Source organism: Phenylobacterium deserti, assembly GCF_003254705.1.
Classification (GTDB): Bacteria; Pseudomonadota; Alphaproteobacteria; order Caulobacterales; family Caulobacteraceae; genus Phenylobacterium; species Phenylobacterium deserti.
Window position 1 is genome coordinate 1 of sequence record NZ_QFYR01000006.1, and the last position, 21464, is coordinate 21464.

The following is a 21464-nucleotide window of genomic DNA, read 5'->3' on the forward strand; positions in this document are numbered from 1 at the left end:
TCCCATCCCGAACTCGGTCGTTAAGCCTCTCCGGGCCAATGGTACTTCGTCTTAAGGCGCGGGAGAGTAGGTCGCCGCCAGGTCTACAAAACGGATCATCTCAACCCTTCCAATCACGACACCAAAACACCGGCATCACCGCGGGGTGGAGCAGCCCGGTAGCTCGTCAGGCTCATAACCTGAAGGTCACAGGTTCAAATCCTGTCCCCGCACCCAAATACACAAACGCCCCCAGCTCAACGCCGGGGGCGTTCTGCTGTTTGGGCGGCCGCTCGCCACATGACCGCCGCATCGTTCGGGCACGTCGCCCTGATGAAGATCGCGCACCTGGCTCTCGCTTCTGTTCTGGCCTTGCCGTTCGCGGCTCGAGCGGAGCCTCCCCAGGAGGCTGGATCGGCCATGGGTGCATGTCTGGCGGCGGTCATCGATAAAGCCCCCGTCAGCGACGTGAAGGGACAGGACGTGGAGATCCGCCGCGAGCCGGAGACCGGCGCCTGCACAGTTCGAGTGAACGGCGGAGAGACCGTCGCGGTTCGCAAGGCGGTGCTGGGGGCGATGTCGGCGCGGCGGGAGCGCTTTACGCCGGCGAAGACGGCATGGGCGCCCGGGGCGTTCGCGTCCCGAGAGACGTTCTGCAACGCGGCCTTGGTGAGGCGTAACCTGAACGTCCTGGTGAGCACCGCCTTGCCGACGGCGCGCGGTCCGAGACTGATCGCCAGCGTCGTCGAGACCAAGGCGCGCGACGGGCGGTGTGACACGGACCAAGGGCTGCAGCGGGACGAAACCCGCTGACGGTACGCTGGGCGGCGGAGGCCCGTCGGGTCCGCCGCCCAGGTCGACCGGGTGTCGGACGGCTAGTTCATGGCCAGACGGGTGGTTGAGATCTCGCTCAGGGCCGGCAGTTTCGCCTGGGCGACGGAGTCGCGCACGGAAGCCTGGACGCAGGCGCGAACGGAGGCGTCTTCGAAGGTGGCGCCGGCGTTCGCGCGGCGGCAGACCTTCTTGGCGGCTTGGACGATGTCGACAGCCAGCTGTTCGGGCGACTTGCCAACTGTGGATACGCGGACAGTGGCCATCGAGCCGGCGCTGGCCGGAAGGGCGGCGAAAGCGGCCAAGGCGGCCGCGACACAAAGAATACGGGTCATTTTTCGGTTCCGGATTGAGGTTGCTTCCAACCCCTTTCGCGGCGTTCCTCGCAGGTCGCTGCGCCGACACGAACGCGGCCCTTAGGCGCCTGCCGGACCGGTATGGCTGGCCGGGCCGGTGTGACGCAAGGCGTTCAGCGGCGGAGCAGACGAGAATTGCTGCAGTGCAAAATTAAGCGGCGCCACGACGCGCAGTTGGGCGCCGCCTACCTCGATCTCAGGTAGCGCACTGCGCGTACGCTGCGTATGGAGGCGCCGCCCGGGCCTGTTGTCTCCCGGCCTGACAACGGAACGTACCATGCCGCCAGTCCTGCCGCCGCCGACCGTGGATGCGATCGTTGTTTATGCGCCGCGCCTTGCGCCCCTGGCCGGCGAAGCGGCCTTCGACTCCGTGCAGATCGGGGAGGATGTGCTGCGCATCACGCCACGGCTGGACGATGCGCTGAAGCGCTCGCCCGGGGTTTCCCTGTTCCGCCGCACGAGCAGCGAGGGGGCCAATCCGACAACTCAGGGCCTTTCTCTCCGCTCGATCGCGCCCTCAGGCGCCGGGCGCGCCTTGGTCACCCTGGACGGCGCGCCCCAGAACGATCCGTTCGGTGGGTGGGTGATCTGGAGCGCTCTGCCGTCGGAAGGTCTGTCGGGCGCCAACATCATCCGGGGCGCGGGCGCAGGGCCGTATGGCGCTGGCGCGCTCACCGGGGTCGTAGCCTTGCAGGAGCGCCCGGCGACCGGCGGGCTGGCGGCGCTCGACATCTCGGCCGCCCAGCGCGAAGGCTACCGCGCAGCGATCGTCGGCGGCGGGCCGGGGGTGCTGATCACAGCCGCGGGCGAAAGCAGCGCGGGCTACACGCCAGTCCGCGGCGCAGCCAGGGGCGCGGCGGATCAGCCGCTCCAACTGCAGACCTACAGCTTCGCCTTCCGCGCTCAGCGGGCGTTTGGCGGTGTGCAGGCGGCGGCCCGGCTCGGCACGTTCGAAGAGCGGCGTGGGGCCGGCTTGGTCGGAGCCCGCTCCATCGCGTCCGGCGCATCGGCCGCCGTCACGCTCGCCAAACCGGCGGCGGAAGGCGCCGGCGGCTGGCGGGCGCAGGCCTGGGTGCGCGGCAGCGACCTCGCCAACAGCTCTGTGGCGGTGGCTGCGGGGCGGGCGACCACGACGCCAGCCAACGACCAGTACGCTACGCCGGCGGTCGGCTATGGCTTCAACGCCGCGCTGCAGGGTGTTCACGGTGTCCTGTCCTGGGAAGCCGGCGCAGATGCGCGGTGGACCGAGGGCGAGGCGCGCGAACGCTTCCGCCTAATGAACGGCGGCTTCACCCGCGGCCGCGAAGCCGGCGGCCGCACCCAGGTGGCCGGCGTCTACTTCGAAGGCTCGGCCGAGCAGGGGCCTTGGCTGCTCACCGGCGGCGCGCGCGTCGACGCCTGGGAGTCCAGTCATGCCGTCAGGCGCGAGTGGGACCTGGCCACCAACCTCTTCATCCTCGACCAGACCTCTCCGGACGCATCCGGCACGACGCCGACCGCCCGCGCGGGTCTGCGCTACGACCTGGGCGGCGACATGTGGCTGCGCACGGCGGCTTACGCGGGGTTCCGGCCGCCGACGCTGAACGAGCTGCACCGGCCGTTCCGGGTCGGCAACGACATCACCGAGGCGAACCCGGGTCTGAAGCCCGAAAAGCTGCAGGGGATCGAGGCCGGCATCGGCGGAGGAACAGGCGGCGCGCTGCGTTGGAGCAGCACGCTGTTCTACAACCGCATCCAAGATCCGATCGCCAATGTAACGGTGGGCGTTGGCCCGGGCACCTTCCCCACGGCCGGCTTCGTCCCAGCAGGCGGCGTACTGCGTCAGCGCCAGAACGCAGGCGAGATCAAAGCCTGGGGCCTGGAAGGCGAAGCCAGCGGTGAACTCGCCGCCACCCTGGCCTGGCAAGCCGCCTTCGCGGCGACGCGGGCGGAAGTGGACGGCGGCGCCTCGGCCCCGCAACTCACCGGCAAGCGGCCGGCCCAGACGCCGGAACTGACCGTCACCGCCGGGCTCGACTGGCGACCGGCCAGCCGCCTCACGCTCGCCGCGGACCTGCGCTTCGAGAGCGAGCGTTATGAGGACGATCTCAACAGCCGCAAGCTCGCGGCCGGCGTCCAACTCGACCTGCGGGCCGGCTGGCGGCTGAATGCGCGCCAGGAGATCTACATCGCGGCCGAGAACCTGACGGACGAGCGGCTGGAAGTCGGTGAAACGGCAGATGGAGTGGAGAGCTACGCGGCGCCACGCACTGTGCGGATCGGTTTCGCGATCCGGGGCTAGGCCGCTTCGTCCGCGATCTGTTCGGCGGCTTTCTCCGCGGCCGCTTCATTGTGGTCGCGGGCCGCTTCCAGGAACCGCAAAACTGCGAGCTCGAAAGCCCGGTCGGTCTTTCCGGGCTTCAGGTTGAGGCCGCCCTCCGAGTAGGACTGCAGCACGACCGGATGGATGTAGGCGCTGCGGCACACGGCGGCGGTGTTGCCCAACAGGCCGGCCACCGCTTTGACGCAGGTGTTCACGTAGCGCTTGGTCTCCGCTGCGCTTGTTCCCGGCGGCTGCAACGCCAGCGCCTGTGCCGCCGCCAGGGTGCCGGCCCAGGTCCGGAAGTCTTTGGCCGAGAAGTCCTCGCCCAGGGTCTCGCGGATGTAGGCGTTCACGTCAGCCGACTCCACGACGTGCCGCTCGCCATCTTCGCCGATGTACTGGAACAGCCGCTGGCCGGGCAGGTCCTGGCAGGCCTTGACGATGCGCGCCAGCCGCCGGTCGTTGAAGCCTGTCTGGTGAACCTTGCCGCTCTTGCCGCGGAACTGGAACATCGCGCCCTTGGCGTCGATCTTGGCATGCCGGTCGCGCAGGGTCGTCAGGCCGAAGCTCTTGTTCTGCTTGACGTATTCTTCGTTGCCGACGCGGATCAGGGTCATTTCCATGACTTTGATCACGGCTGCGAGCACCTTCTCCCGCGGCAGGCCGCGGCGGGACAGGTCCGCATCGATCCGCTTACGCAAACGGGGTAGGGCGCGACCGAAGGCGATCACCCGGTCGTACTTGTGGCTGTCCCGGACCTGCCGCCAGCCGTCGTGATAGCGGTACTGCTTGCGTCCCTTCTGGTCGCGTCCGGTGGCCTGGATGTGGCCGCTCGGCTCAGGACTGATCCACACCTCGGTCCAGGCCGGCGGAATGGCCAGCTTGCGGATGCGGTCCAGGGTCGGCTCGTCGCGGATCGTCTCGCCGTTCGGACCGCGGTAATTGAAGCCGTGCCCCGCCTTGCGGCGGGTGATGCCGGGGTCTTGGTCGCTGACATAGCTCAGGCCGGCGGCCTCGACGTCGGCAAGCACCGGCGCCGAGTCGTTGGCCGCGATTTCGGGGGTGTCCCCAGCCATGTTCGACCGCTCTCCCGTTGCGCGGATGGAGCGGGTCGTGTTCTGACGAACCCCCGCCGGCTCGATGGCAACGTGGTTCGCGCCGGGCCGGTTCCTCCCGCCGCAGCAGGATCAAGTCCTTGAACTATCGTCACGCTTTTCACGCCGGCAACTTCGCGGACCTGGTCAAGCACGCCGCCGTGCTGCAGCTGCTGGCCCGGCGTGATCCGGCCGCGGGACCACTGACGGTGATCGACACCCATGCCGGCCGCGGGCTGTACGATCTCGGCGGCTCCGAAGCCCTGCGCTCCGGCGAAGCGCGCGCGGGCGTCGCTCGGCTGATGGCCGCTGACGGACCGCCGGCGGAGTTCGCCGCGCTGGTGGAGGCGGTCCGGCGCCTGAACGGGGGCGGCGAAGTGCGGCGCTATCCGGGAAGCCCCTGGCTGATCGCCGAGAACCTCCGCCCGAAAGACCACTACATCGCATGCGAGTTGCGGGCGGAGGAGCACCAGGCCCTGAAGACCGCCATGGGCGCCCGCCGCCACGTCGAGACTGTTTGCGCCGATGGCTATGGCGTCGCGGCGGCGCGCACGCCAGCCAAGGGCGATGTTCTGGTGCTTATCGATCCTCCGTTCGAGCGGCCGGACGACTACCGCCGCATCGTTGAGACGGTTTCGGCCGTGCGGGCGCGCAACGCCGGCGCCAAGCTGCTGATCTGGCTGCCCCTGAAGGACCTCGAGACGTTTGACGGCTTTCTGCGCGATCTGGAGGATGAGAGCGGCGCTGCGTGCCTCGTGGCGGAAACCCGCCTGCGCCCGCTGACCGATCCCATGAAGATGAACGGCTGCGCACTGGTGCTCGTGGATGACGCGGTCGAGATGCTTCCGGTCCTTGAGGCCATCTGCGGGTGGACAGCCGCGGCCTTGGGCGAAAATGGCGCGGCTCGCACTTATCGGCTGCCTTCACGGTGATTTTGCAACCGCGAAGCTCCGGCCGATGTTACGCTGCGGCGCAGCAATTGGCGCATGGAGATCGCCCATGTCCGAGTTCGCCTACTTTCCCCGTCCCCAAACGGCGCTGACCGCGCCTCGTCCTGAGGCCTTCCTTGGGGCCGTATCCCCGCTGTGGGGCTACTACATGGCCGCCGCGGCTGGCGGCGTCGCCTACTGGTGGATGACCCGTTGGACGCGTCCAGAGAACCTGGAAGCGTTCTTCCAGCCTGCCGCACGGGCGACTGGCGCAGCGCTCACCGTCGTCGCCGACAACACAGCCAGCCTGGCCGCCGCACGTGCGCCGCTTGAAGCGGGCGAGAGCATGCAGCAGGCGGCGCAAACGGTGTCCGAGACGGCCAGTGCGGCCGAGGCGCTGCTCGAGCCTGTCCTGCCGGAGATTCCGGTAGGCGGCGAAGCTGCGCCAATCTCTCCCTTGCTGGAGGTCGCGCCGACGCCCGCCGCCGGCAAGGAGGGGCGCAGCCGTCTACGCCCACCGGCCAGCGATCCCGACACCGTCTGAGTTGTCGGGCCCGCCGACGGCGCCTAGAACCGCCCTGCAGCGGAACTGGCGACGGACGGGGCCTTGAAGCGAGCGGTGGACATTGCAGGTGCGCTGACAGGACTGGTCCTTCTCGGGCCCGTCTTGCTGGTGATCGGCTTGGCAGTGCGCCTGGAAAGCCCCGGTCCGGCCTTGCATTGGTCGAAACGGGTGGGGCGCGGCAACAGGATCTTCCTGATGCCGAAGTTCCGGACCATGCGGGTCGGAACGCCGGACGTTGCGACCCATCTGCTCACGGACGCCGCTCGCTGGGTGACGCCGCTCGGCGCGGTGCTCCGACGGACCAGTCTCGATGAGCTTCCCCAGCTGTGGAGCGTGCTGATCGGCGACATGAGCCTGGTCGGGCCTCGTCCGGCGCTGTTCAATCAGGACGACCTCGTAGCGCTTCGAACAGAGGCCGGCGTTCATCGCCTGCGCCCGGGCGTGACCGGTTGGGCGCAGATCAACGGGCGTGACGAGCTGCCGATTCCGCAGAAGGTCGCCCTCGACGCCGAATACCTCCAGCGGCGCTCGCTCGCCTTCGACATCCGTATCCTGTTCGCCACGGTGCGGGCGGCGATGACCGCCCGTGGGATAAGCCATTAAACTTTGAGGGGAACTCGATCCGTCAGCTTGTGCGTTGATGCAGCTGGGCGCTGCGGAGCCATAGCTAGTGAGCATCGAGACCTACAAGCCTTCCGGTCCGAACGGCCGGCCTGATCCCGGCAAGCGGCCGCCCGAAGGCGGCGCTCGCCGGCCGCTCCAGCGCGCCCGTGACTGGACGCGACAACATCTGCAAGGCGCCCGCGCGAGCCTCAATCAGCCCGCGACCCGGAAGAAGGCCACGCGGGTCGGCGCGGTGTTCCTGGTCCTTGCGATCGCCATCGCGGTTTTGATCGCCATCTGGGACTGGAACTGGTTCCGTGGCCCTCTGGCGCGGTTTGCGTCCGCCAAGCTGCACCGCGAGGTCACCATCACCGGCGACCTGGATGTCCGCCTCTGGTCCTGGACGCCTGGCGCGACTGTCGAAGGCGTCCGCGTCGCCGATCCGAAGTGGGCCGGCGGCGGGCGTATGGCCGAGTTCGAAAGGATCGCCGTGCAGATCCGCCTGCTGCCGCTGCTGCGCGGCCGCGTGGACCTGCCTCTGCTGCAGCTCGACCGGCCTGTCGTGAAGCTCTACTCGGATGCTCAGGGCCGTAAGACCTGGGACTTCTCGGATGGGCGCAAGGACACCGGCGAGGGAACCCGGATCCCGCCGATCCGCAATTTCATCATCAATGACGGCAAGCTCGATTTCCGTGACGCGAAGAAGGGCCTGACCTTCGGGGGCACCATCAACGCGCGCGAGCGGCTGGGCGGCGGAAGCCGCGGTTTCGAACTCTCGGGCACGGGCGCCCTGAACCGGGCTCCGTTCACCCTGCGCGTCAGCGGCGGGCCGCTGCTGAACATCGAACGCGACAAGCCTTATCCGTTCGACGCGAATATCCGGGCGGGGGACACCGTCGTGACCGCCACGGGCGCGGTCGACAAGCCGTTCGACCTTGGCGAATTCCACATGAACACCACGGCGCGTGGTCCCGACATGGCTGACATCTACAGCCTGACCGGCGTCGCGCTGCCGAACACCCCGCCCTACAGCCTGCGCGGCCGGGTCACCCGCGACGACAAGCTGTGGCGCATCACTGGCATCAACGGCAAGGTCGGCGACAGCGACCTTGCTGGGACCATGTCTGTCGAGCTCGGCCGCGAGCGCCCGCTGATCAAGGCGAACCTCACGACCCGCAGCCTGGATTTCGACGACCTGGGCGCCTTCTTTGGCGGCGCGCCGTCCACCAAGCCGGGTGAAACCGCGTCGGCGACCCAGAAAGCGGTGGCCCAGAACCTCGCGGCTCAGCAACGGATCTTCCCGGACTCGACCCTGGCTGTGGAGCGGATCCGTGCGGTGGACGCCGACGTCACCTACAAGGCCGTGTCCATCCGCGACACCCCCGTGAACCTGACCTCGGGCTCGGCGCGCATCAAGCTGGACAACGGTCTGCTGCGCGCCGATCCGCTGACCTTTACGCTCCCGCAGGGCTCGGTTTCCGGCAACGTCCAACTCAACGCCCGCAACCGCACGCCGGTGACCGATCTCGACCTGCGGCTGGCGAACGCGCGCCTCGAGAGCCTGATGCCGATCAAGCTGATGGGCGGCCAGCCGTTCACCGGCTCTCTGGTCGGCCGGGTCAAGCTGCGCGGCGAGGGGAATTCGGTGCACAAGGCGTTCGCCAGCGCCGACGGCGAGGCCATGCTGGTGATCCCAGGCGGCGAGATCCGCGAGGCTTTCGCCGAGTTGGCCGGCGTCAACGTCACCAAAGGCCTGGGTCTTCTGCTGAAGAAGGACCAGTCGATGACGCCCATCCGCTGCGGCGTCGCCCACTTCAACGCTCGCGACGGGGTGCTCACGGCTGATCGCCTGGTGGTCGATACGGGCCCAGTGATCATCACGGGCAGCGGCACGGTCAACCTCGACACCGAGCGCATGGCGTTCCGTGCCCAAGGCCACGCCAAGGAGTTCCGACTGGTCCGGCTGCTGCTGCCGGTGACAGCGCAAGGTCCGCTGCTGAGCCCGAAGATGGGCGTCGAACCCGGCAAGGCGATCGCGCAAGGCGGGGTGGCCGTCGCCCTGGGCGCACTGGTCAGCCCATTGGCCGCGGTTCTGCCCTTCATCGATCCCGGTCTGGCCAAGGACGCTAACTGCTCGGCCTTGCTGGGCGAAGCCTCCCGCGAGGGCGCTCCCGTCCGCCAAGCTCAGGTCTCGCGCTCCGCCCGTTGACGGCGGGCGCGCCGCCGCTCCACAGTCCAGCCGTCAGGTGGGACTCAAGGAGCGGCGGAATGGGCTGGACTTCCGGCAGGCGGGTTGCGGTCGCAGCAGCGCTTTTCATCGGCGCGGCGGTGGCTGGCGGCGGCGCGCTAGCCCAGGCCGGCGGCGCGGGCGCAAAGGCCGTGGTCGCGCGGCAAAACAACTTCAAGCAGCTCGGTCAGGCCAACAAGGCGCTTAGCGACGAGCTGAAGAAGGGCTCTCCGGACAAGGGGGTCATCACCGCCAACGCGCAAAAGGTGGCGAGCCTCAGCGCGCAGGTTCCGACCTGGTTTCCCAAAGGCAGCGGCCCTGAGGCGGGCGTGAAGACCAACGCCAAGCCTGAGGTCTGGAGCGACGCCGCTGGGTTCTCCGCTGCGGCCAACCGCGCCGGCGCCGAGGCGGCCAAGCTCCGCCAAGTGTCTCTGGGCGGCGACTTCGACGCCATCCGCGCGCAGGCGCGGGCCACTGGCGCAGCCTGCAAGGGGTGTCACGACAAATACCGCGTCCCCGAGAAGCGCTAGGGATGACGCAGCCGCAGGGTACGGCCGCCGCCGTGCGAGCCCGGCTTTGGGATGGCCCCACGCGGATCGTGCACTGGGGGCTGGTCGCCTTGCTGGGCTTTTCCTGGTGGTCCGCCGAGAACGGCCAGCTGACCTGGCATCGCTGGAGCGGCTACGCCGTGCTCGGCCTGCTGCTGTTCCGCATTGTGTGGGGCTTCGTCGGATCCGGCAGCGCACGGTTCGCGAGCTTCGTGCGCGGGCCGCGGGCCATTGCCGCCTACCTCCGAACCCTGCCGAGCCGATCGCCCACCGACGTGCCCGGGCACAATCCGTTGGGCGCGCTCAGCGTTCTGGCGATCCTCGCCTTGCTTGCCGTGCAGGTGGTCACGGGCCTGTTTGCCGTCGACCTGGACGGCTTCGAGGGCGGTCCCCTGTCGGATCGCGTGGACTTCGACACCGGGCGAGTGATCGCCGGTTGGCATGACCTCAGCTTCACGGCCTTGCAGGTCCTTGTCGCCCTGCACATCGCCGCCGTGGTTCTCTATGCGGTCTACAAGCGCAACAACCTGATCTGGCCGATGATCACCGGCCGGCGCGCCTTCGGCGCCGATCCGGGGTTGAGGTTCGCTCCAGTCTGGATCGCGCTTCTGGCGGCCGCAGCGGCGGCCGCGGTCGCCTGGTGGGTTTCCAAGGGCCTGCGCTTCTAACAATAGGTCCGCGGAGCAAGCGCGGCAGGGGGAAACAATGCGGGCGGCGTCCGTCGGGGATTATCGCGAACTTGCGCGGCGGCGCCTGCCGAAAGTGCTGTTCGAATATATCGACGGCGGCTCCTATGCCGAGGTGACGCTTGGGCGGAACGTGGCCGACCTGGAGGCCATTGCCCTGCGCCAGCGAGTCATGAAGGACATGACCGAGCTCGACATGAGCACGGAGGTGTTCGGCCAGCCGTTCTCCATGCCGGTCGGCTTGGCGCCGGTCGGCATGGCCGGCATGTACGCCCGCCGCGGCGAGGTGCAGGCCGCTCGCGCCGCCGCCGCCGCCGGCGTGCCGTTCTGCCTTTCGACGGTCGGCGTCTGCACGGTGGAGGAGGTGACCCGCGCTGCGCCGGCGCCCTGGTTCCAGCTGTATATGCTCAAGGACCGGGGCTACATGAAGAGCCTGCTGGAGCGGGCCAAGGCGGCCGGCAGCCCGGTGCTGGTGTTCACCGTCGACCTTCCCACGCCCGGCGCGCGCTATCGCGACGTCCGTTCCGGCTTCAGCGGCCTTTCGGGCCTGCCGCAGTTCCTCAACCAGACCAAGGACGGGCTCGCCCATCCGGGTTGGCTCTGGGACGTCTATCTGAACGGGCGCCCGCATACCCTGGGCTCGGTGGCCGACGCGGTGCAGGGCAGCAAGCGGGTCACCGATTTCCTGTCCTGGATGGCCAAGAACTTCGACCGCTCCGTCACCTGGGCCGACCTCGATTGGGTGCGCCAGATCTGGGACGGACCCATCGTCGTGAAGGGCGTGCTGGACGTGGAGGACGCGCGCGCCGCACGCGCCGCAGGCGCCGACGGGCTGGTGGTGTCCAACCACGGCGGGCGGCAGCTGGACGGCGTCCGGTCCTCGATCAGCGCGCTGCCGCGCATCGCCGACGCGGTCGGCGGCGAGATGGAGCTGTTCCTTGATGGCGGCATCCGCTCCGGCCTGGACGTCCTGAAGGCGCTTTCGCTTGGCGCGCGCGCCTGCTTCGTCGGGCGCGCCTGGGCGTGGGCGCTGGGCGCCGGGGGAGAGGCGGCCGTGGCCCGCATGCTGCAGACCCTGCGGGCCGAGCTCGCGGTGGCCATGATCCTCACCGGCTGTACGTCCATCCGGCAGGCAGGTCCCGAGCTTCTCGACCGCGACTAGGCTTCCGATGCGTCCAAATGGGCTCACGTGCGTTTCGCTCGCGACCGCACGCTGAAGCTCTGGAGGGGCGTCCATGAAGCTCGCCTATTTCGTCCACGATCTCGCCGACCCCGCGGTGACGCGGCGCGTACGCATGCTGCAGGCGGGCGGCGCCGAACCTATCGTGCTGGGCTTTCGCCGTACGGAAACGGCGCCGGAGCAGGTCGCGGGCGCGCCGGCCGTCGATCTCGGCCGCACCTTCGATGCTCGTCTGGGGCACCGCGCCAAGGCCACTGCTCTGGGGGCCCTGACCTCCGGCCGCTGGCGCAAGCTGCTGGCGGGAACGGAAGCGGTCATGGCGCGGACGCTGGAGATGCTCGCCGTCGCTCAGGCGGCCCGTCGCACCTGCGGCCTCTCCGGCCCCCTGACCTATGAGTGCCTCGACATTCACCGGCTGATGCTGCGAGAGGGCGCCAAGAGCCGCGCCATGCGGACGGTGGAGCGCGCGCTGATGCGCCAGGCCGACCTGCTGATCGTCTCTTCGCCCGCTTTTCTGGATGCCTACTTCCGTCCCCGGCAGGGCGTCGGCGACAGCTTGCAGATCCCGACCCTGCTCATGGAGAACAAGCTCCTGGAGCTGGGCGCCGCGCCTGCAGAGCCGCCCCTTCCGCCCGCGCCCGGCCGCCCCTGGCGGATCAGCTGGATGGGTGCGATCCGCTGCCGCAAGAGCCTGGACATCCTCTCGGCTCTGGCCGCCCGCCGCCCCGACCTGTTGGAGATCGAAATCCACGGCCGCCCGGCCTACACCGAGTTCAAGGACTTCGACGGGCAGGTCGCCGCCACGCCGAACGTGAGCTTCGGCGGCGCCTACCGCGCCGAGGACCTGCCGCGGCTCTATGGCCGGACGCACTTCAGCTGGGCCATCGACTACATGGAAGAGGGCCTGAACTCGTCGTGGCTGCTCCCGAACCGGCTCTACGAGAGCCCCAGGTTCGGGGTGGTGCCGATCGCGATCGCCGATCTCCAGACGGGCCGTTTCCTCGCCGAGCACGGGTTCGGCGTTCGGCTGAGCGATCCGTCCGAGCTGGAAGCATTCCTGGAGGGGCTCAGCCCGCAGGACTACCTTGCCCTGCGGCGGCAGGTCGAAGCCGTGCCGCTGTCGACCTTTGTGGCCGAGGAGGCCGACTGCCGACTCCTCGTTCAAGCGGTGAGCAAGGGACAGGCCCTCTCATCAGACGTCGCGCCGCCGCTCAAAGCAAAGCTCGTCGCCTAGTCTGTTGGCCTACGGCGCAGCTTGCTCCCGCGCCTGCAAACCGAGCGCCCTGAGCTGGCGGAGCAACGTTCGCAATAAGCTTTACAGAAGGTGAAGGCAGGTCGGAACACAATGACGGTCTCACGGTTTTAGGTCCGTCGCGCGGAAAGCTTCGCCACGCGGCGCTGGTCGCTAGAATACGGACTTCCGAAACATGCTTAGCCCGAGACCCGGTGGCGAGCGGGGCCCCCGCAAGCCCGCCCGTGGTGACGCTGAGGCTCTTTCGCCCAAAGGCGAGGAGCGTTCCTTCGCGCCGGCCGATGAGGCCGCCCTCGAAACGCCCGGCCCTGGCGCCGGCGGCTGGGAGCCGCTGTCGATCGAATCCTTCATCCGGCTTCCGGACACTGAACTGAAGGTCGACGCGCCGGCGCGCGAGGCCTCGCTGGAGCCTGCGGCCGCCAAGCGGGCGCTGGTGGTGATCCCCGCGCTGAACGAAGCGCCGATCATCGAGAAGGTGATCGCCCGAATCCTGGACGACGACCACCTCGTGGACCCGCTGGTCCTGGTGGCTGATGGCGGCTCCACCGACGGTACGCGCGAGATCGTCCGCGACATCGCCATCCACGACCGGCGCGTTCGCCTGGTCGATAATCCCGGCCGCCTGCAGAGCGCCGGCATGAACCAGGCCGTGCGCGCCCTCGCTGGCGACCGTCCCTGGGTCGTGCGGGTGGACGCCCACGCCGACTATCCTCGCAACTACGTCTCCACCTTGGTCAGCGAAGCCTTGCGCACGGGCGCGGCCTCGGTCGTGGTCTCGATGGACACGGTGGGCGAGGACTGGTTCCAGCGTGCTGTGGCCGCCGCCCAGAACTCCGTCCTGGGCACCGGCGGCTCCGCGCACCGACTGGCCAGCGAAGGCCAATGGGTGGACCATGGCCACCACGCCCTGTTCCGCCGCGAGTCCTATGAAGCGATCGGCGGCTACGACGAGAGCTTCAGCCATAACGAAGATGCCGAACTCGACCTGCGTCTCGCCAAGCAGGGCGGCCGGATCTGGCTCACCGACAAGCTGCGCATCGGCTACCATCCGCGCAACACCCCCGGCGCCCTGGCGCGCCAGTACTTCAACTACGGCAAGGGCCGCGCCCGCACCGTGCTGAAGCACCACACGGCGCTCAAGATCCGCCAGGCGGTGCCTCTGGCGATCGCGCCGGCTGTGGCCTCGCTCCTGCTCGCGCCCTTCTTCTGGGCGTTCGCCATCCCCGCCTTGCTCTGGGCCTGTGCGGCCATTGGCTTCGGTCTCGTGCTCGGCGTGCGTCAGCGTGACAGCGCCGCCGCCTTTGCAGGCCCCGCCGCCATGATCATGCACTTGGCCTGGTCGGCCGGTTTCTGGGTCCAGCTGGTTCGCGGCGAACCGCTGCCCAAGATCGTTCCGCCAGCGCGAGGAGCGTGATGAACGACAATCAACCTGTCGTCTCGGTCATCACCGCCAACTTCAACGGCGCGGCTCATCTCGCCGCCGCCGTGCGCTCCGTTCTGGATCAGACGCTTGCGTCTCTGGAGCTGATCATCGTTGACGACGGCTCCAGCGACGACAGCCTGGCGGTGATCGGCCAGGCCGCCGCAGGCGATCCGCGCGTGCGCGTGTTCGTCCAGCCGCGCAATGGCGGGCCAGCTGTGGCGCGCAACCGCGCCTTGGACGAAGCGCGTGGCCGCTGGATCGCAGTTTTCGACAGTGACGACCTGATGGAGCCCGACCGGCTGGAGCGCCTCGTTGCACGCGCCGAAGCCGACGGCGCCGACATGGTGGTCGACAACCTGATGGTCTTCCAGGACGGCTCCTTACAGCCGGGCAAGCCGTTTCTGGCCGGCCGCGGTTTCGTCCAGCCGCGGTGGATCGATCTGGCGGAGTACATCGCCGGCGCGCGGCTTTATTCGCGTGGGCCCGTGCTGGGCTACCTGAAGCCGCTGTTCCGCGCCGCCTCTCTGCAAACGCCAAAGCTGCGTTACCGCGAGGATCTGCGCATCGGCGAAGACTACGACCTCGTCCTGCGCCTGCTGCTGCGCGGCCGCAAGCTGCGGTTGGAGCCCGCCGCGCTCTACCGCTACCGCAAGCACGGCGCCTCCATCTCCCATGTCATGCGGCGCGAGCACATCGAGCAGATGATCGCCGCCGACGGCGCGCTGGACGCTGAGTTCATGCGCCAGCCAAAGGACGTGCGGCAGGCCCAGGCGGCTCGCCGCCGCTCGCTGCGCAACGCCCTGGTCTACGATCGGGTGATCGAGCGTCTGAAGGCGCGCGACCTGCCACGCGCCATGGCCGCCAGCCTCACCAGCCCCAGCGTCTGGCCGCTGCTGACCATGCCGATAACCGCCCGGCTCAAGCGGCTCGCTGCTCGGCTGAAGCGCCCCGGCGCTCCGCCCGTACGGCCCGTAACGGCCTAGCAGCTCCCAGCCGGATCAAACGAAAAGGCCGCCGCTTCAGCCCGAAGCGGCGGCCTTTCTGCATTTGAGATCTCAGATCAGACCAGGCCGGGCGAGGTCTCGGCGATCTCGGCGGCACCGGCGGCGGCTTCCTGGGTCGGCTTGTCGGCCTGAGCCCGGGCGAACGCCCGCACGTCCCCGATCAGGCGCCGACCCGCCACCAGCCACAGCGCGCCGGCGTAGGCGAGGGCGCCCAGCACGATCATGGCCAGGAGCTCGAGCAGAGGCGGCGCCTGGGCGAGCTCGCGCCTCGCCAGCAGCACGGCGCCCGCCATGGCGGCGCAGCCGACCGCGGCCGGCACGAAGCCGCTGGCCAGACGGGCGAACGGCATCTTCAGGTCGCGGGCCAGGCAGAAGGCGTAGATCGTCATCACCGAAAGCAGGCCAAGGCTCAGGGTCGCCGAGACGATGCCCAGGCCGAAGCGCGCCGAGCCGGCGACGGTCAGCACGGTAGTCGTGGCCAGCAGCAGGGATAGCCGGAACTGCAGGCCAGCGCGCCCGCGACCCATGAGGTTGGTCGCCATCATCGCGCACATGCCGATGGCGAAACCGGCCCCGCCCAGCAGCTGCAGCGAGGGGATGGCGCCCAGCCACTTGGACCCCAGCACGACGCTCACCGCCAGGTCAGCGACCAGCGCGAGTCCGACGAACAGCGGCATGAGGCCGGCGGCGCTCAGGCGCACGCTCGCCAGGGCCAGCTCGTGGATGGCCTCGGGCCGTCCGCCGCTGCCGGTCCGCGATACGGCGGTGAAGATGTAGAGGTAGAGCGGTCCGACGATCAGCATGTCCGGCACCCGGATGATCTGGTAGGCCATCGAATAGAAGCCGAGGCTCGTCGCGCCCAGCACCCCGCCGATGATCAGCGTGTCGAGGTTGCGCGCCGCGAAGTCGGAAAGCATCGCACCGATGGTGCTGAAGCCGAAGATCAGCAGCGGCTTGGCTTCCGCGAAGTGGAAGTCACGGCGGATGGTGGCGCCGCCCTTCCAGGTGACCCAAACGAACTTGGTGATCCACAGCGCCAGCTGCTGGGCGACCAGGCTCCATGCGCCCGCGCCGTTCATGGCGGCGGTCAGCGCGGTGGCGGCAGCGACCACGGCGGACAGGCAGTCGCCGGCCGCAAAGACCGCAAAGCGGCCCTCCCGGATGATGCGGCCGTTCGAGACGGGCGTGAGGCTGTTCAGCAGCAGCACCGGGCTGAGCGCGATCAGCAGACCGGGCAGCCGGGGCTGGTCGAGCAGGGCGCTCAACGGATAGGCGATCGCGCAGCAGATCAGGGCCAGGGTCAGGCCGATCGCCCCGCCCAGCCAGAAGACGGTCGACTCCAGCGTCGGGCTGGCTTCTCGCCGCCGGCCGAGCGCATAGCTCATGCCCCCGTCCGCCACGACGTTGGCCAGCAGGATGAACGGCATGGCCAGCGCCACCAGACCGTATTCGGTCGGGCCGACCAGGCGGGCCAGCACCGGCAGCATGGCGAACTGAAGCGTCAGTCGCAGGGCGCTGGACGCGCTGAGCGCCAAGGCGCCGAGCGAGGTCCGTTGCGCGCGAGTGCGTGCGGGCTTGGCCGCGGCGCCCGGGGCGCTATGTCCGGCGGCGGTCATCGCGGATCTCCGCTGCCTTGCTGGCGGATCCGCAGCGATCCCCGGACGGCCGACAGTGTGGGGTTAGCCCAGGTCGTCGTGGCGTAGAGGATCGGCCGCACTTCGACGACCTGCGGCTGGTGGCGATAAGCGCCGCGCGGGACCCGCGCCGGCTTCACTCCGTTGAAGCCGGAGCCGAGGGCCGCGAAGATCAAGGCGGTGGAGAAGTAGAACGGCAGGATCGCGATGCTCTCGATGGGCATCCGCGTCATCTCGTACAGCAGCAGGCTGATCCAGAAGACCAGCGGCAGCGTCGGCCGCGTGACAAACTTGCGGATCAGGAAGAAGGCGCCGATCACCAGACAGGCGATGCAGATCACCGCCCCCGCCCAGCCCATGGTCACCAGGATCTCGACCAGAGTGTTGTGGAACGTGAAGCCGCTGCGATTGGTGATGCCGCCGAACTGCCAGAGGCCCTCGGCGTCGACATTGCCCTGCAGCCAGAAGGCGTTGTAGCCCATGCCTAGCGCGGGCTTCTCCTTGATGAGCTCGCTTGCGCGGTACCAGATGTAGGTCCGGCCGGTGAAGGTGGCGTCCTTGCCGAAGGCCGAAGCGCCGACTTCGATCACCGTCTGGATCAGCCACTTGTGGGTGACTGCCGCGGCCAGCAAGACGACGGTGACGGTGGCCGTCAGCCATCCCCGCACCGCCTTGCCCGCCCACACCAGCGGGGCCAGCGTCAGCATCGGCAGGGCGCCCATCATCAGGCCGAGCAGGGCGCCGGCCGAACGCGCCGCGAGCACGACGTAGAAGTCGAGCACGACGGCCAGGCCGGCCACGCCCATCCAGAACCAGCTGCGGCTCCGGAACGCGATGATGCCGACCGCCAGCGAGACAATGAGGCCCGTGGCCGTGATGTCGGCCAGGAGGTTCTTGCTGTAGGTCAGGCCCGAGAAGGCGGTGCCGCCGTTCGCGCCCACGGCCACTCGTCCACCGAGCGCCACCGAGGCGACCACGTAGATCAGGAACGCCAAAGCCAGCGACTTGAGGACCGCTTCCTGGTTCCGCGCTGTGGCGATCAACAGGCCGATGGCGACCGTGATGCCAAACTCGATGGCGTACTTCAGCGTCTCGCCCGGCGCTTCGGACCACACGGTCGTCACCAGGGCGTAGATCGGCACCGACAGCAGGAACAGGCGCGGGATCAGCACCTGGATCAGTTGCCGCCGACGGGCGAAGACATAGAGCGGCGTCAGGCCGGCGAGGGCCGCGGCGCTGAGGCTGCCGGCGTTGGCCGCGAACAGCATCGGTATGATCAGCGCGAAGGTGAACACCGCGTCGATGTCCAGCCGCAGGCGACCAATCCGGATCTCGTTGTAGGACGGCGCGGCCGCTTCGGTCTGCTCGGTCTCGGCGCGCTCCCGCGCCGCCTTCTGTGCTTCGAGGATCATGCGCCGCTGCTGACGCCAGCTCAGGGCGCCGGGGGCGGGGATCTCCCCACCGCGGATCCGCCGCGGACGCGCCGAGCCGCGGAAGCTGTCCCAGGACGCGGTCATCGGGCGAACCTGTAGGCGCGGATGTAGTCGATGGTCATGCCGGCCGGGAAGCGCGTGCTGGCGTCCGGCTGACCGGCCCAGTCGCCGCCGACCGCCACGTTGGCCAGCATGTACATAGGCTTGTGCATGTCGCCCGGGGTGGGGCGGCGATCGACCTGCCGACCATCAATGAAGAACGTCAGGTTCTGACGGTCCCACGCGACGGCATAGGTGTGGAAGTCGTCCGGCGAGACCTTCACTTCCTTGGTCTGGGCCTTGATCACCTTGCTGTGGGCGTTGACGAACACCGTGGACGGATCGCCGATGCTCTCCATCACGTCGATCTCGGGCGGCCAGCTCAGGTCGAGGGGAAGCAGCCAGAACGCCGGCCATATCCCTTTGCCGCGGGGCAGCTTGGCCCGCATCTCGAAGTAGCCGTACTGCTGGTGGAAGGACGGCTGGGTGGTGATCAGGCCAGAGATGTAGCGAAAGCCGCCGAGCTGGCTTTCCAGCGCCGCCGGCGTGCGGTCGACGCTGATGGTCAGCGTACCGCCGCCCACCTTGAACGGATCCAGGCCCAGCGGCCGGTGCATCATGGGCGCCATGGTTTCATGGTCGCCATGCGGTCCAGCGTGACCCGGCATGTCCGGATCCACGTAGAGCTGCAGCTCCTTGTTCCACTTGAGAGTGCGCAGCTCGAAGTCGTCCTTGCCGGACTTGCTGAACACGTCGTTCCCGTCACGGAAGGTCGTGCGCCACACGCCCTGGCCGTTGCGGAACCGGCGGAAGCTGTCGAACTCATCCGCAAAGGTGAGCTGCAGCGGCCGCCCGTCCGGGGCCTTGGTCAGCGGCGGGGTGGCTGCGGCGGCGGGCTCGCCTGCCCGGAGGCATGCGGCCAGAGCGAGGGCGAGAACCGCTGCGCCGGCTCCCGCGGTGCGGGAGCGGCCAGTTACTGTACGCTTGGTCTGCATCGCGCGTCCGCCGAGCCTCACGCTGCGGCGATGTAGTAGTTCTTGAAGTAGCCGTAGTAGTCGCTGCTGTCGCCGTAGCCGTAGCGAGCCTGACCCTTGACGTTGACCTTGGTCAGCAGGGCGCCGGCGACGTTGGCTCCGCACTCCTGCAGGATGTCCACGGCCGACTGGGCGGCGCGCAGCGGGGTCTTGTTCCACTGCACCAGGTAGAGGACCCGGTCGGCCTTGCCCGCCAGGATGCGGGCGTCGGCCACGCCCAGGATCGGCGGCGCGTCCAGGATGACGTAGTCGAACTGGTTGGACAGCTCGCGGAAGACCTCGTCCGTGTCCGGGTTCGAGAACAGGTCGTAGGGAACCGAGTTGCCGGCCGGCAGGATGAAGCAGTTGCTTTTGGCGTCGTGCACCAGGGCTTCGGTGAGCGGGACCTTGTCCTGCACCACTTCCACCAGACCCACTTCCTTCTTGCCGATCAGCTTGGTGACCCCCTGCTGACGCAGGTCGCAGTCCACCAGCACCACGCGCGAGCCGGACAGCGCCAGGGTGCGGGCCAGGCAGAAGGAGGTGAGGCTCTTGCCTTCGCGCGGCACCGCCGAGGTGATGGCGAGCAGCTTGGAGTCGCCCGTCGGATCGCTGACCATCAGGAAGGCGCGCAGGTTGCGGAACGCCTCCGCGAACCCCGAGAACGGATGGCTGACCAGGTACTCGGACGGTTCGGCCTGCGGGCCGCGCAGGCCCTTGGGCTTGATCGAGCGGAAGTCGGGCAGGACGCCGGCGAACGGCACGCCGAGCTCACGCTCAACGTCCACCCGGCTGCGCAGGTGCTTGTCCCAGAACTCGGCGATCAGGACCGACAGGCCGCCCGCCACCAGAGCCGCCAGGAAGGCGAGGGCGCCGGCGATCTTCATGTTCGGCGAGTAGGGCGAGGTCGGGACCGAGGCGCGCGAGTTGATGCTGCCGTCGGCCTGCTGAAGGCTGCCTTCGGCGGCCACCGTCTTGGCGCGGTTCAGATAGGCTTCGTAGATCTGCTTGGCGGCGTCGGCGCGCTGTTGCAGGGCCACCAGGCCGACCTGCGCCTGACCATTCGCAGCCAGACCGCCTTGCGCCTGACCGCGGCTCGACAGCAGGGAGGCCTCGCGGCCGGCGGCGGCCGTGGCTTCCGCCCGCAGGTTGGACATGATGCGGTTGATCTCGGATTGGATCTGGCCGCGGATGTCGCGCAGCTGGGCTTGGGTGCGCTTCACTTCCGGATAGTCGTTGGTGAAGTCCGTCTGCAACTGGGCCAGGCGCACCGAAAGCTCGGCCTCGCGCTTGCGCAGCTCCATGATCGTCTCGGAGCCCAGGGCCGCGCCGACATCGGCGCCGCCGTTGCCGTTGCGCAGCTGCTGCTGGGCGGCCGCCAGGCGGGCGCGCTTCTCGGCGGTCTCGGCCTTGGCGATGGCCAGCTGCTGGTTGATCGTCGAGACTTCCTGCTCGGCCATGGTCGCGCCTTCGGCGCTGAACAGGCCGTTGGCGTTCTTGTATTGCTGCACCCGGGCTTCAGCGACCTCGGCGTCGCGGCGCATGCGCTCCAGGCTTTGGCCCAGTTCGCTGTTGGCCCGCGTCACCGCGTTCAGCTTCTCGTCCAGCTGGAGCTGAAGGTAGCTGTCCATCACCGTGTTGGCTGCCAGAGCGGCCTTTTCCGGCGAGGTGGAGTTGAAGCCGACCTGGACCACGTAGGTCAGGCCCGCGCGGCGGACCCACATCCGCGACAGCACCGCTTCAGTGGTGCGTTCCACCAGTTCCTTGCTGGGGTTGGCGATCGGCGGCTTGGCCGGCGTCAGGCCGAACATGCCGGGCGCCATGGCCGAGTTGAATTCTGGATCGTTCCAGAGCTGCAGCTTGCGCACCACGCGCTCAGCAACGGCTCGAGAGCGCAGGATCTCCACCTGAGTGTCCACCGCGCTGGTGTCGGCGGGCGCGCCGTTCGGCTGCTGCACGCTGGCGAGGTTCTGCTGCTTGGGGTCGATCACCACCGAGCCCCAGGCGCTGTAGACCGGCGTCTTCGTGGCGAAGGCGATCAGCACCAGCACGAACACCAGGCCGGCGACGCCCAGCCCGAGCTTGGCCCGCTGCAGGAGGATGCCGAACAGCTGACGCAGGTGCATGCGTTCCGGTTCGATCGGCCGGAACGCTTGCCCGGGGTGCGCCACGGGCAGCTCGTGCGAGATCGGGATAAGGTTGTTCATCTTGGACCTGCGATCAGACGTGCGGCAGGGTGGAGGTCCGGAGGCCGATATGGCCCCGGTCCGGCGTCGGCGCGCAGGGGCTTGGAAACCCTCTCATTGCGCGCTCTCCAACACGGGCCCCCAGGCCCCACCCACAAACGGAAACTAGCTTCGCCAATA

Annotated in this window: 18 protein-coding genes, 1 tRNA gene and 1 rRNA gene; 14 read left to right on the plus strand and 6 right to left on the minus strand. The window is 68.8% G+C overall.

All coding sequences use genetic code 11. From position 1 onward, the window contains the following. The 3 genes from rrf to DJ018_RS18225 form a co-directional block, all read left to right on the plus strand. Positions 1-83, plus strand: a 5S ribosomal RNA gene (rrf, locus tag DJ018_RS18215); the annotation flags it as partial. Between the two features lie 56 nt (positions 84-139). After that, positions 140-216, plus strand: a tRNA-Met gene (locus tag DJ018_RS18220). A gap of 63 nt (positions 217-279) precedes the next feature. After that, entirely contained in the window at positions 280-792 is a 513-nt protein-coding gene (locus DJ018_RS18225; RefSeq protein ID WP_111516418.1) for a hypothetical protein, read from the plus strand. 62 nt (positions 793-854) lie between these two features. On the opposite strand, the gene DJ018_RS18230 is transcribed toward DJ018_RS18225, so the two are convergent. Further along, positions 855-1145 (minus strand): hypothetical protein, encoded by a 291-nt coding sequence (locus DJ018_RS18230; RefSeq protein ID WP_133254329.1) that lies wholly within the window; start codon positions 1143-1145, stop codon positions 855-857. A gap of 298 nt (positions 1146-1443) precedes the next feature. On the opposite strand from DJ018_RS18230, the gene DJ018_RS18235 reads away from it, so the two are divergent. Beyond that, on the plus strand, positions 1444-3447 hold the full coding sequence (locus DJ018_RS18235; protein WP_111516420.1) for a TonB-dependent receptor: 2004 nt from the start codon (positions 1444-1446) through the stop codon (positions 3445-3447). Here DJ018_RS18235 and DJ018_RS18240 read toward each other — a convergent pair. After that, on the minus strand, positions 3444-4544 hold the full coding sequence (locus DJ018_RS18240; protein WP_111516421.1) for a DNA topoisomerase IB: 1101 nt from the start codon (positions 4542-4544) through the stop codon (positions 3444-3446). The genes DJ018_RS18235 and DJ018_RS18240 overlap by 4 nt on opposite strands. Positions 4545-4663: 119 nt before the next feature. On the opposite strand from DJ018_RS18240, the gene rlmJ reads away from it, so the two are divergent. The 10 genes from rlmJ (at position 4664) to DJ018_RS18290 (ending at position 14958) form a co-directional block, all read left to right on the plus strand. Continuing rightward, entirely contained in the window at positions 4664-5494 is an 831-nt protein-coding gene (gene rlmJ, locus DJ018_RS18245) for a 23S rRNA (adenine(2030)-N(6))-methyltransferase RlmJ (protein WP_111516422.1), read from the plus strand. A gap of 67 nt (positions 5495-5561) precedes the next feature. Continuing rightward, on the plus strand, positions 5562-6035 hold the full coding sequence (locus DJ018_RS18250; protein WP_111516423.1) for a hypothetical protein: 474 nt from the start codon (positions 5562-5564) through the stop codon (positions 6033-6035). A gap of 75 nt (positions 6036-6110) precedes the next feature. Next, positions 6111-6659, plus strand: a complete 549-nt coding sequence (locus tag DJ018_RS18255; protein WP_240609622.1) for a sugar transferase — start codon at positions 6111-6113, stop codon at positions 6657-6659. A 67-nt stretch (positions 6660-6726) separates the two neighbouring features. Further along, the gene (locus DJ018_RS18260) at positions 6727-8868 is read left to right on the plus strand and encodes an AsmA family protein (protein WP_240609608.1); all 2142 of its coding nucleotides are present in this window, start codon (positions 6727-6729) and stop codon (positions 8866-8868) included. A gap of 59 nt (positions 8869-8927) precedes the next feature. Next, positions 8928-9416 (plus strand): c-type cytochrome, encoded by a 489-nt coding sequence (locus DJ018_RS18265; RefSeq protein WP_111516425.1) that lies wholly within the window; start codon positions 8928-8930, stop codon positions 9414-9416. A gap of 2 nt (positions 9417-9418) precedes the next feature. Continuing rightward, a complete protein-coding gene (locus tag DJ018_RS18270) occupies positions 9419-10102 on the plus strand; it encodes a cytochrome b/b6 domain-containing protein (protein WP_111516426.1) in 684 nt (227 codons plus the stop codon). A 37-nt stretch (positions 10103-10139) separates the two neighbouring features. Beyond that, on the plus strand, positions 10140-11282 hold the full coding sequence (locus DJ018_RS18275) for an L-lactate dehydrogenase (protein ID WP_111516427.1): 1143 nt from the start codon (positions 10140-10142) through the stop codon (positions 11280-11282). A 73-nt stretch (positions 11283-11355) separates the two neighbouring features. Beyond that, positions 11356-12534, plus strand: a complete 1179-nt coding sequence (locus DJ018_RS18280; RefSeq protein ID WP_111516428.1) for a glycosyltransferase family protein — start codon at positions 11356-11358, stop codon at positions 12532-12534. Positions 12535-12727: 193 nt separating this feature from the next. Continuing rightward, the gene (locus DJ018_RS18285; protein ID WP_111516429.1) at positions 12728-13966 is read left to right on the plus strand and encodes a glycosyltransferase family 2 protein; all 1239 of its coding nucleotides are present in this window, start codon (positions 12728-12730) and stop codon (positions 13964-13966) included. After that, complete coding sequence (locus DJ018_RS18290) at positions 13966-14958, plus strand: glycosyltransferase family 2 protein (protein WP_111516430.1); 993 nt, start codon at positions 13966-13968, stop codon at positions 14956-14958. The genes DJ018_RS18285 and DJ018_RS18290 overlap by 1 nt, the downstream gene beginning before the upstream one ends. A 77-nt stretch (positions 14959-15035) precedes the next feature. Here DJ018_RS18290 and DJ018_RS18295 read toward each other — a convergent pair whose 3' ends face one another. From DJ018_RS18295 to DJ018_RS18310, 4 genes are read right to left on the minus strand one after another with little or no spacing between them, the layout of a single operon-like run. Further along, entirely contained in the window at positions 15036-16595 is a 1560-nt protein-coding gene (locus DJ018_RS18295) for an oligosaccharide flippase family protein (protein ID WP_111516431.1), read from the minus strand. After that, the gene (locus DJ018_RS18300; RefSeq protein WP_111516432.1) at positions 16592-18130 is read right to left on the minus strand and encodes an O-antigen ligase family protein; all 1539 of its coding nucleotides are present in this window, start codon (positions 18128-18130) and stop codon (positions 16592-16594) included. Before DJ018_RS18300 ends, DJ018_RS18295 begins: the two co-directional genes overlap by 4 nt. Continuing rightward, on the minus strand, positions 18127-19080 hold the full coding sequence (locus DJ018_RS18305; RefSeq protein WP_111516433.1) for a glycoside hydrolase family 16 protein: 954 nt from the start codon (positions 19078-19080) through the stop codon (positions 18127-18129). The genes DJ018_RS18300 and DJ018_RS18305 overlap by 4 nt, the downstream gene beginning before the upstream one ends. Positions 19081-19097: 17 nt before the next feature. Beyond that, complete coding sequence (locus DJ018_RS18310) at positions 19098-21305, minus strand: GumC family protein (RefSeq protein ID WP_111516434.1); 2208 nt, start codon at positions 21303-21305, stop codon at positions 19098-19100. Between the last annotated feature and the right edge of the window lie 159 nt (positions 21306-21464).

What these genes read in the sequence shown, in the direction of transcription:
- DJ018_RS18225 (WP_111516418.1), top strand. Translation starts at nt 280, where the DNA reads ATGACCGCCGCATCGTTCGGGCACGTCGCCCTGATGAAGATCGCGCAC.
- DJ018_RS18230 (WP_133254329.1), bottom strand. Translation starts at nt 1,145, where the DNA reads ATGACCCGTATTCTTTGTGTCGCGGCCGCCTTGGCCGCTTTCGCCGCC.
- DJ018_RS18235 (WP_111516420.1), top strand. Translation starts at nt 1,444, where the DNA reads ATGCCGCCAGTCCTGCCGCCGCCGACCGTGGATGCGATCGTTGTTTAT.
- DJ018_RS18240 (WP_111516421.1), bottom strand. Translation starts at nt 4,544, where the DNA reads ATGGCTGGGGACACCCCCGAAATCGCGGCCAACGACTCGGCGCCGGTG.
- DJ018_RS18250 (WP_111516423.1), top strand. Translation starts at nt 5,562, where the DNA reads ATGTCCGAGTTCGCCTACTTTCCCCGTCCCCAAACGGCGCTGACCGCG.
- DJ018_RS18265 (WP_111516425.1), top strand. Translation starts at nt 8,928, where the DNA reads ATGGGCTGGACTTCCGGCAGGCGGGTTGCGGTCGCAGCAGCGCTTTTC.
- DJ018_RS18270 (WP_111516426.1), top strand. Translation starts at nt 9,419, where the DNA reads ATGACGCAGCCGCAGGGTACGGCCGCCGCCGTGCGAGCCCGGCTTTGG.
- DJ018_RS18275 (WP_111516427.1), top strand. Translation starts at nt 10,140, where the DNA reads ATGCGGGCGGCGTCCGTCGGGGATTATCGCGAACTTGCGCGGCGGCGC.
- DJ018_RS18280 (WP_111516428.1), top strand. Translation starts at nt 11,356, where the DNA reads ATGAAGCTCGCCTATTTCGTCCACGATCTCGCCGACCCCGCGGTGACG.
- DJ018_RS18285 (WP_111516429.1), top strand. Translation starts at nt 12,728, where the DNA reads ATGCTTAGCCCGAGACCCGGTGGCGAGCGGGGCCCCCGCAAGCCCGCC.
- DJ018_RS18290 (WP_111516430.1), top strand. Translation starts at nt 13,966, where the DNA reads ATGAACGACAATCAACCTGTCGTCTCGGTCATCACCGCCAACTTCAAC.
- DJ018_RS18295 (WP_111516431.1), bottom strand. Translation starts at nt 16,595, where the DNA reads ATGACCGCCGCCGGACATAGCGCCCCGGGCGCCGCGGCCAAGCCCGCA.
- DJ018_RS18300 (WP_111516432.1), bottom strand. Translation starts at nt 18,130, where the DNA reads ATGACCGCGTCCTGGGACAGCTTCCGCGGCTCGGCGCGTCCGCGGCGG.
- DJ018_RS18305 (WP_111516433.1), bottom strand. Translation starts at nt 19,080, where the DNA reads ATGCAGACCAAGCGTACAGTAACTGGCCGCTCCCGCACCGCGGGAGCC.
- DJ018_RS18310 (WP_111516434.1), bottom strand. Translation starts at nt 21,305, where the DNA reads ATGAACAACCTTATCCCGATCTCGCACGAGCTGCCCGTGGCGCACCCC.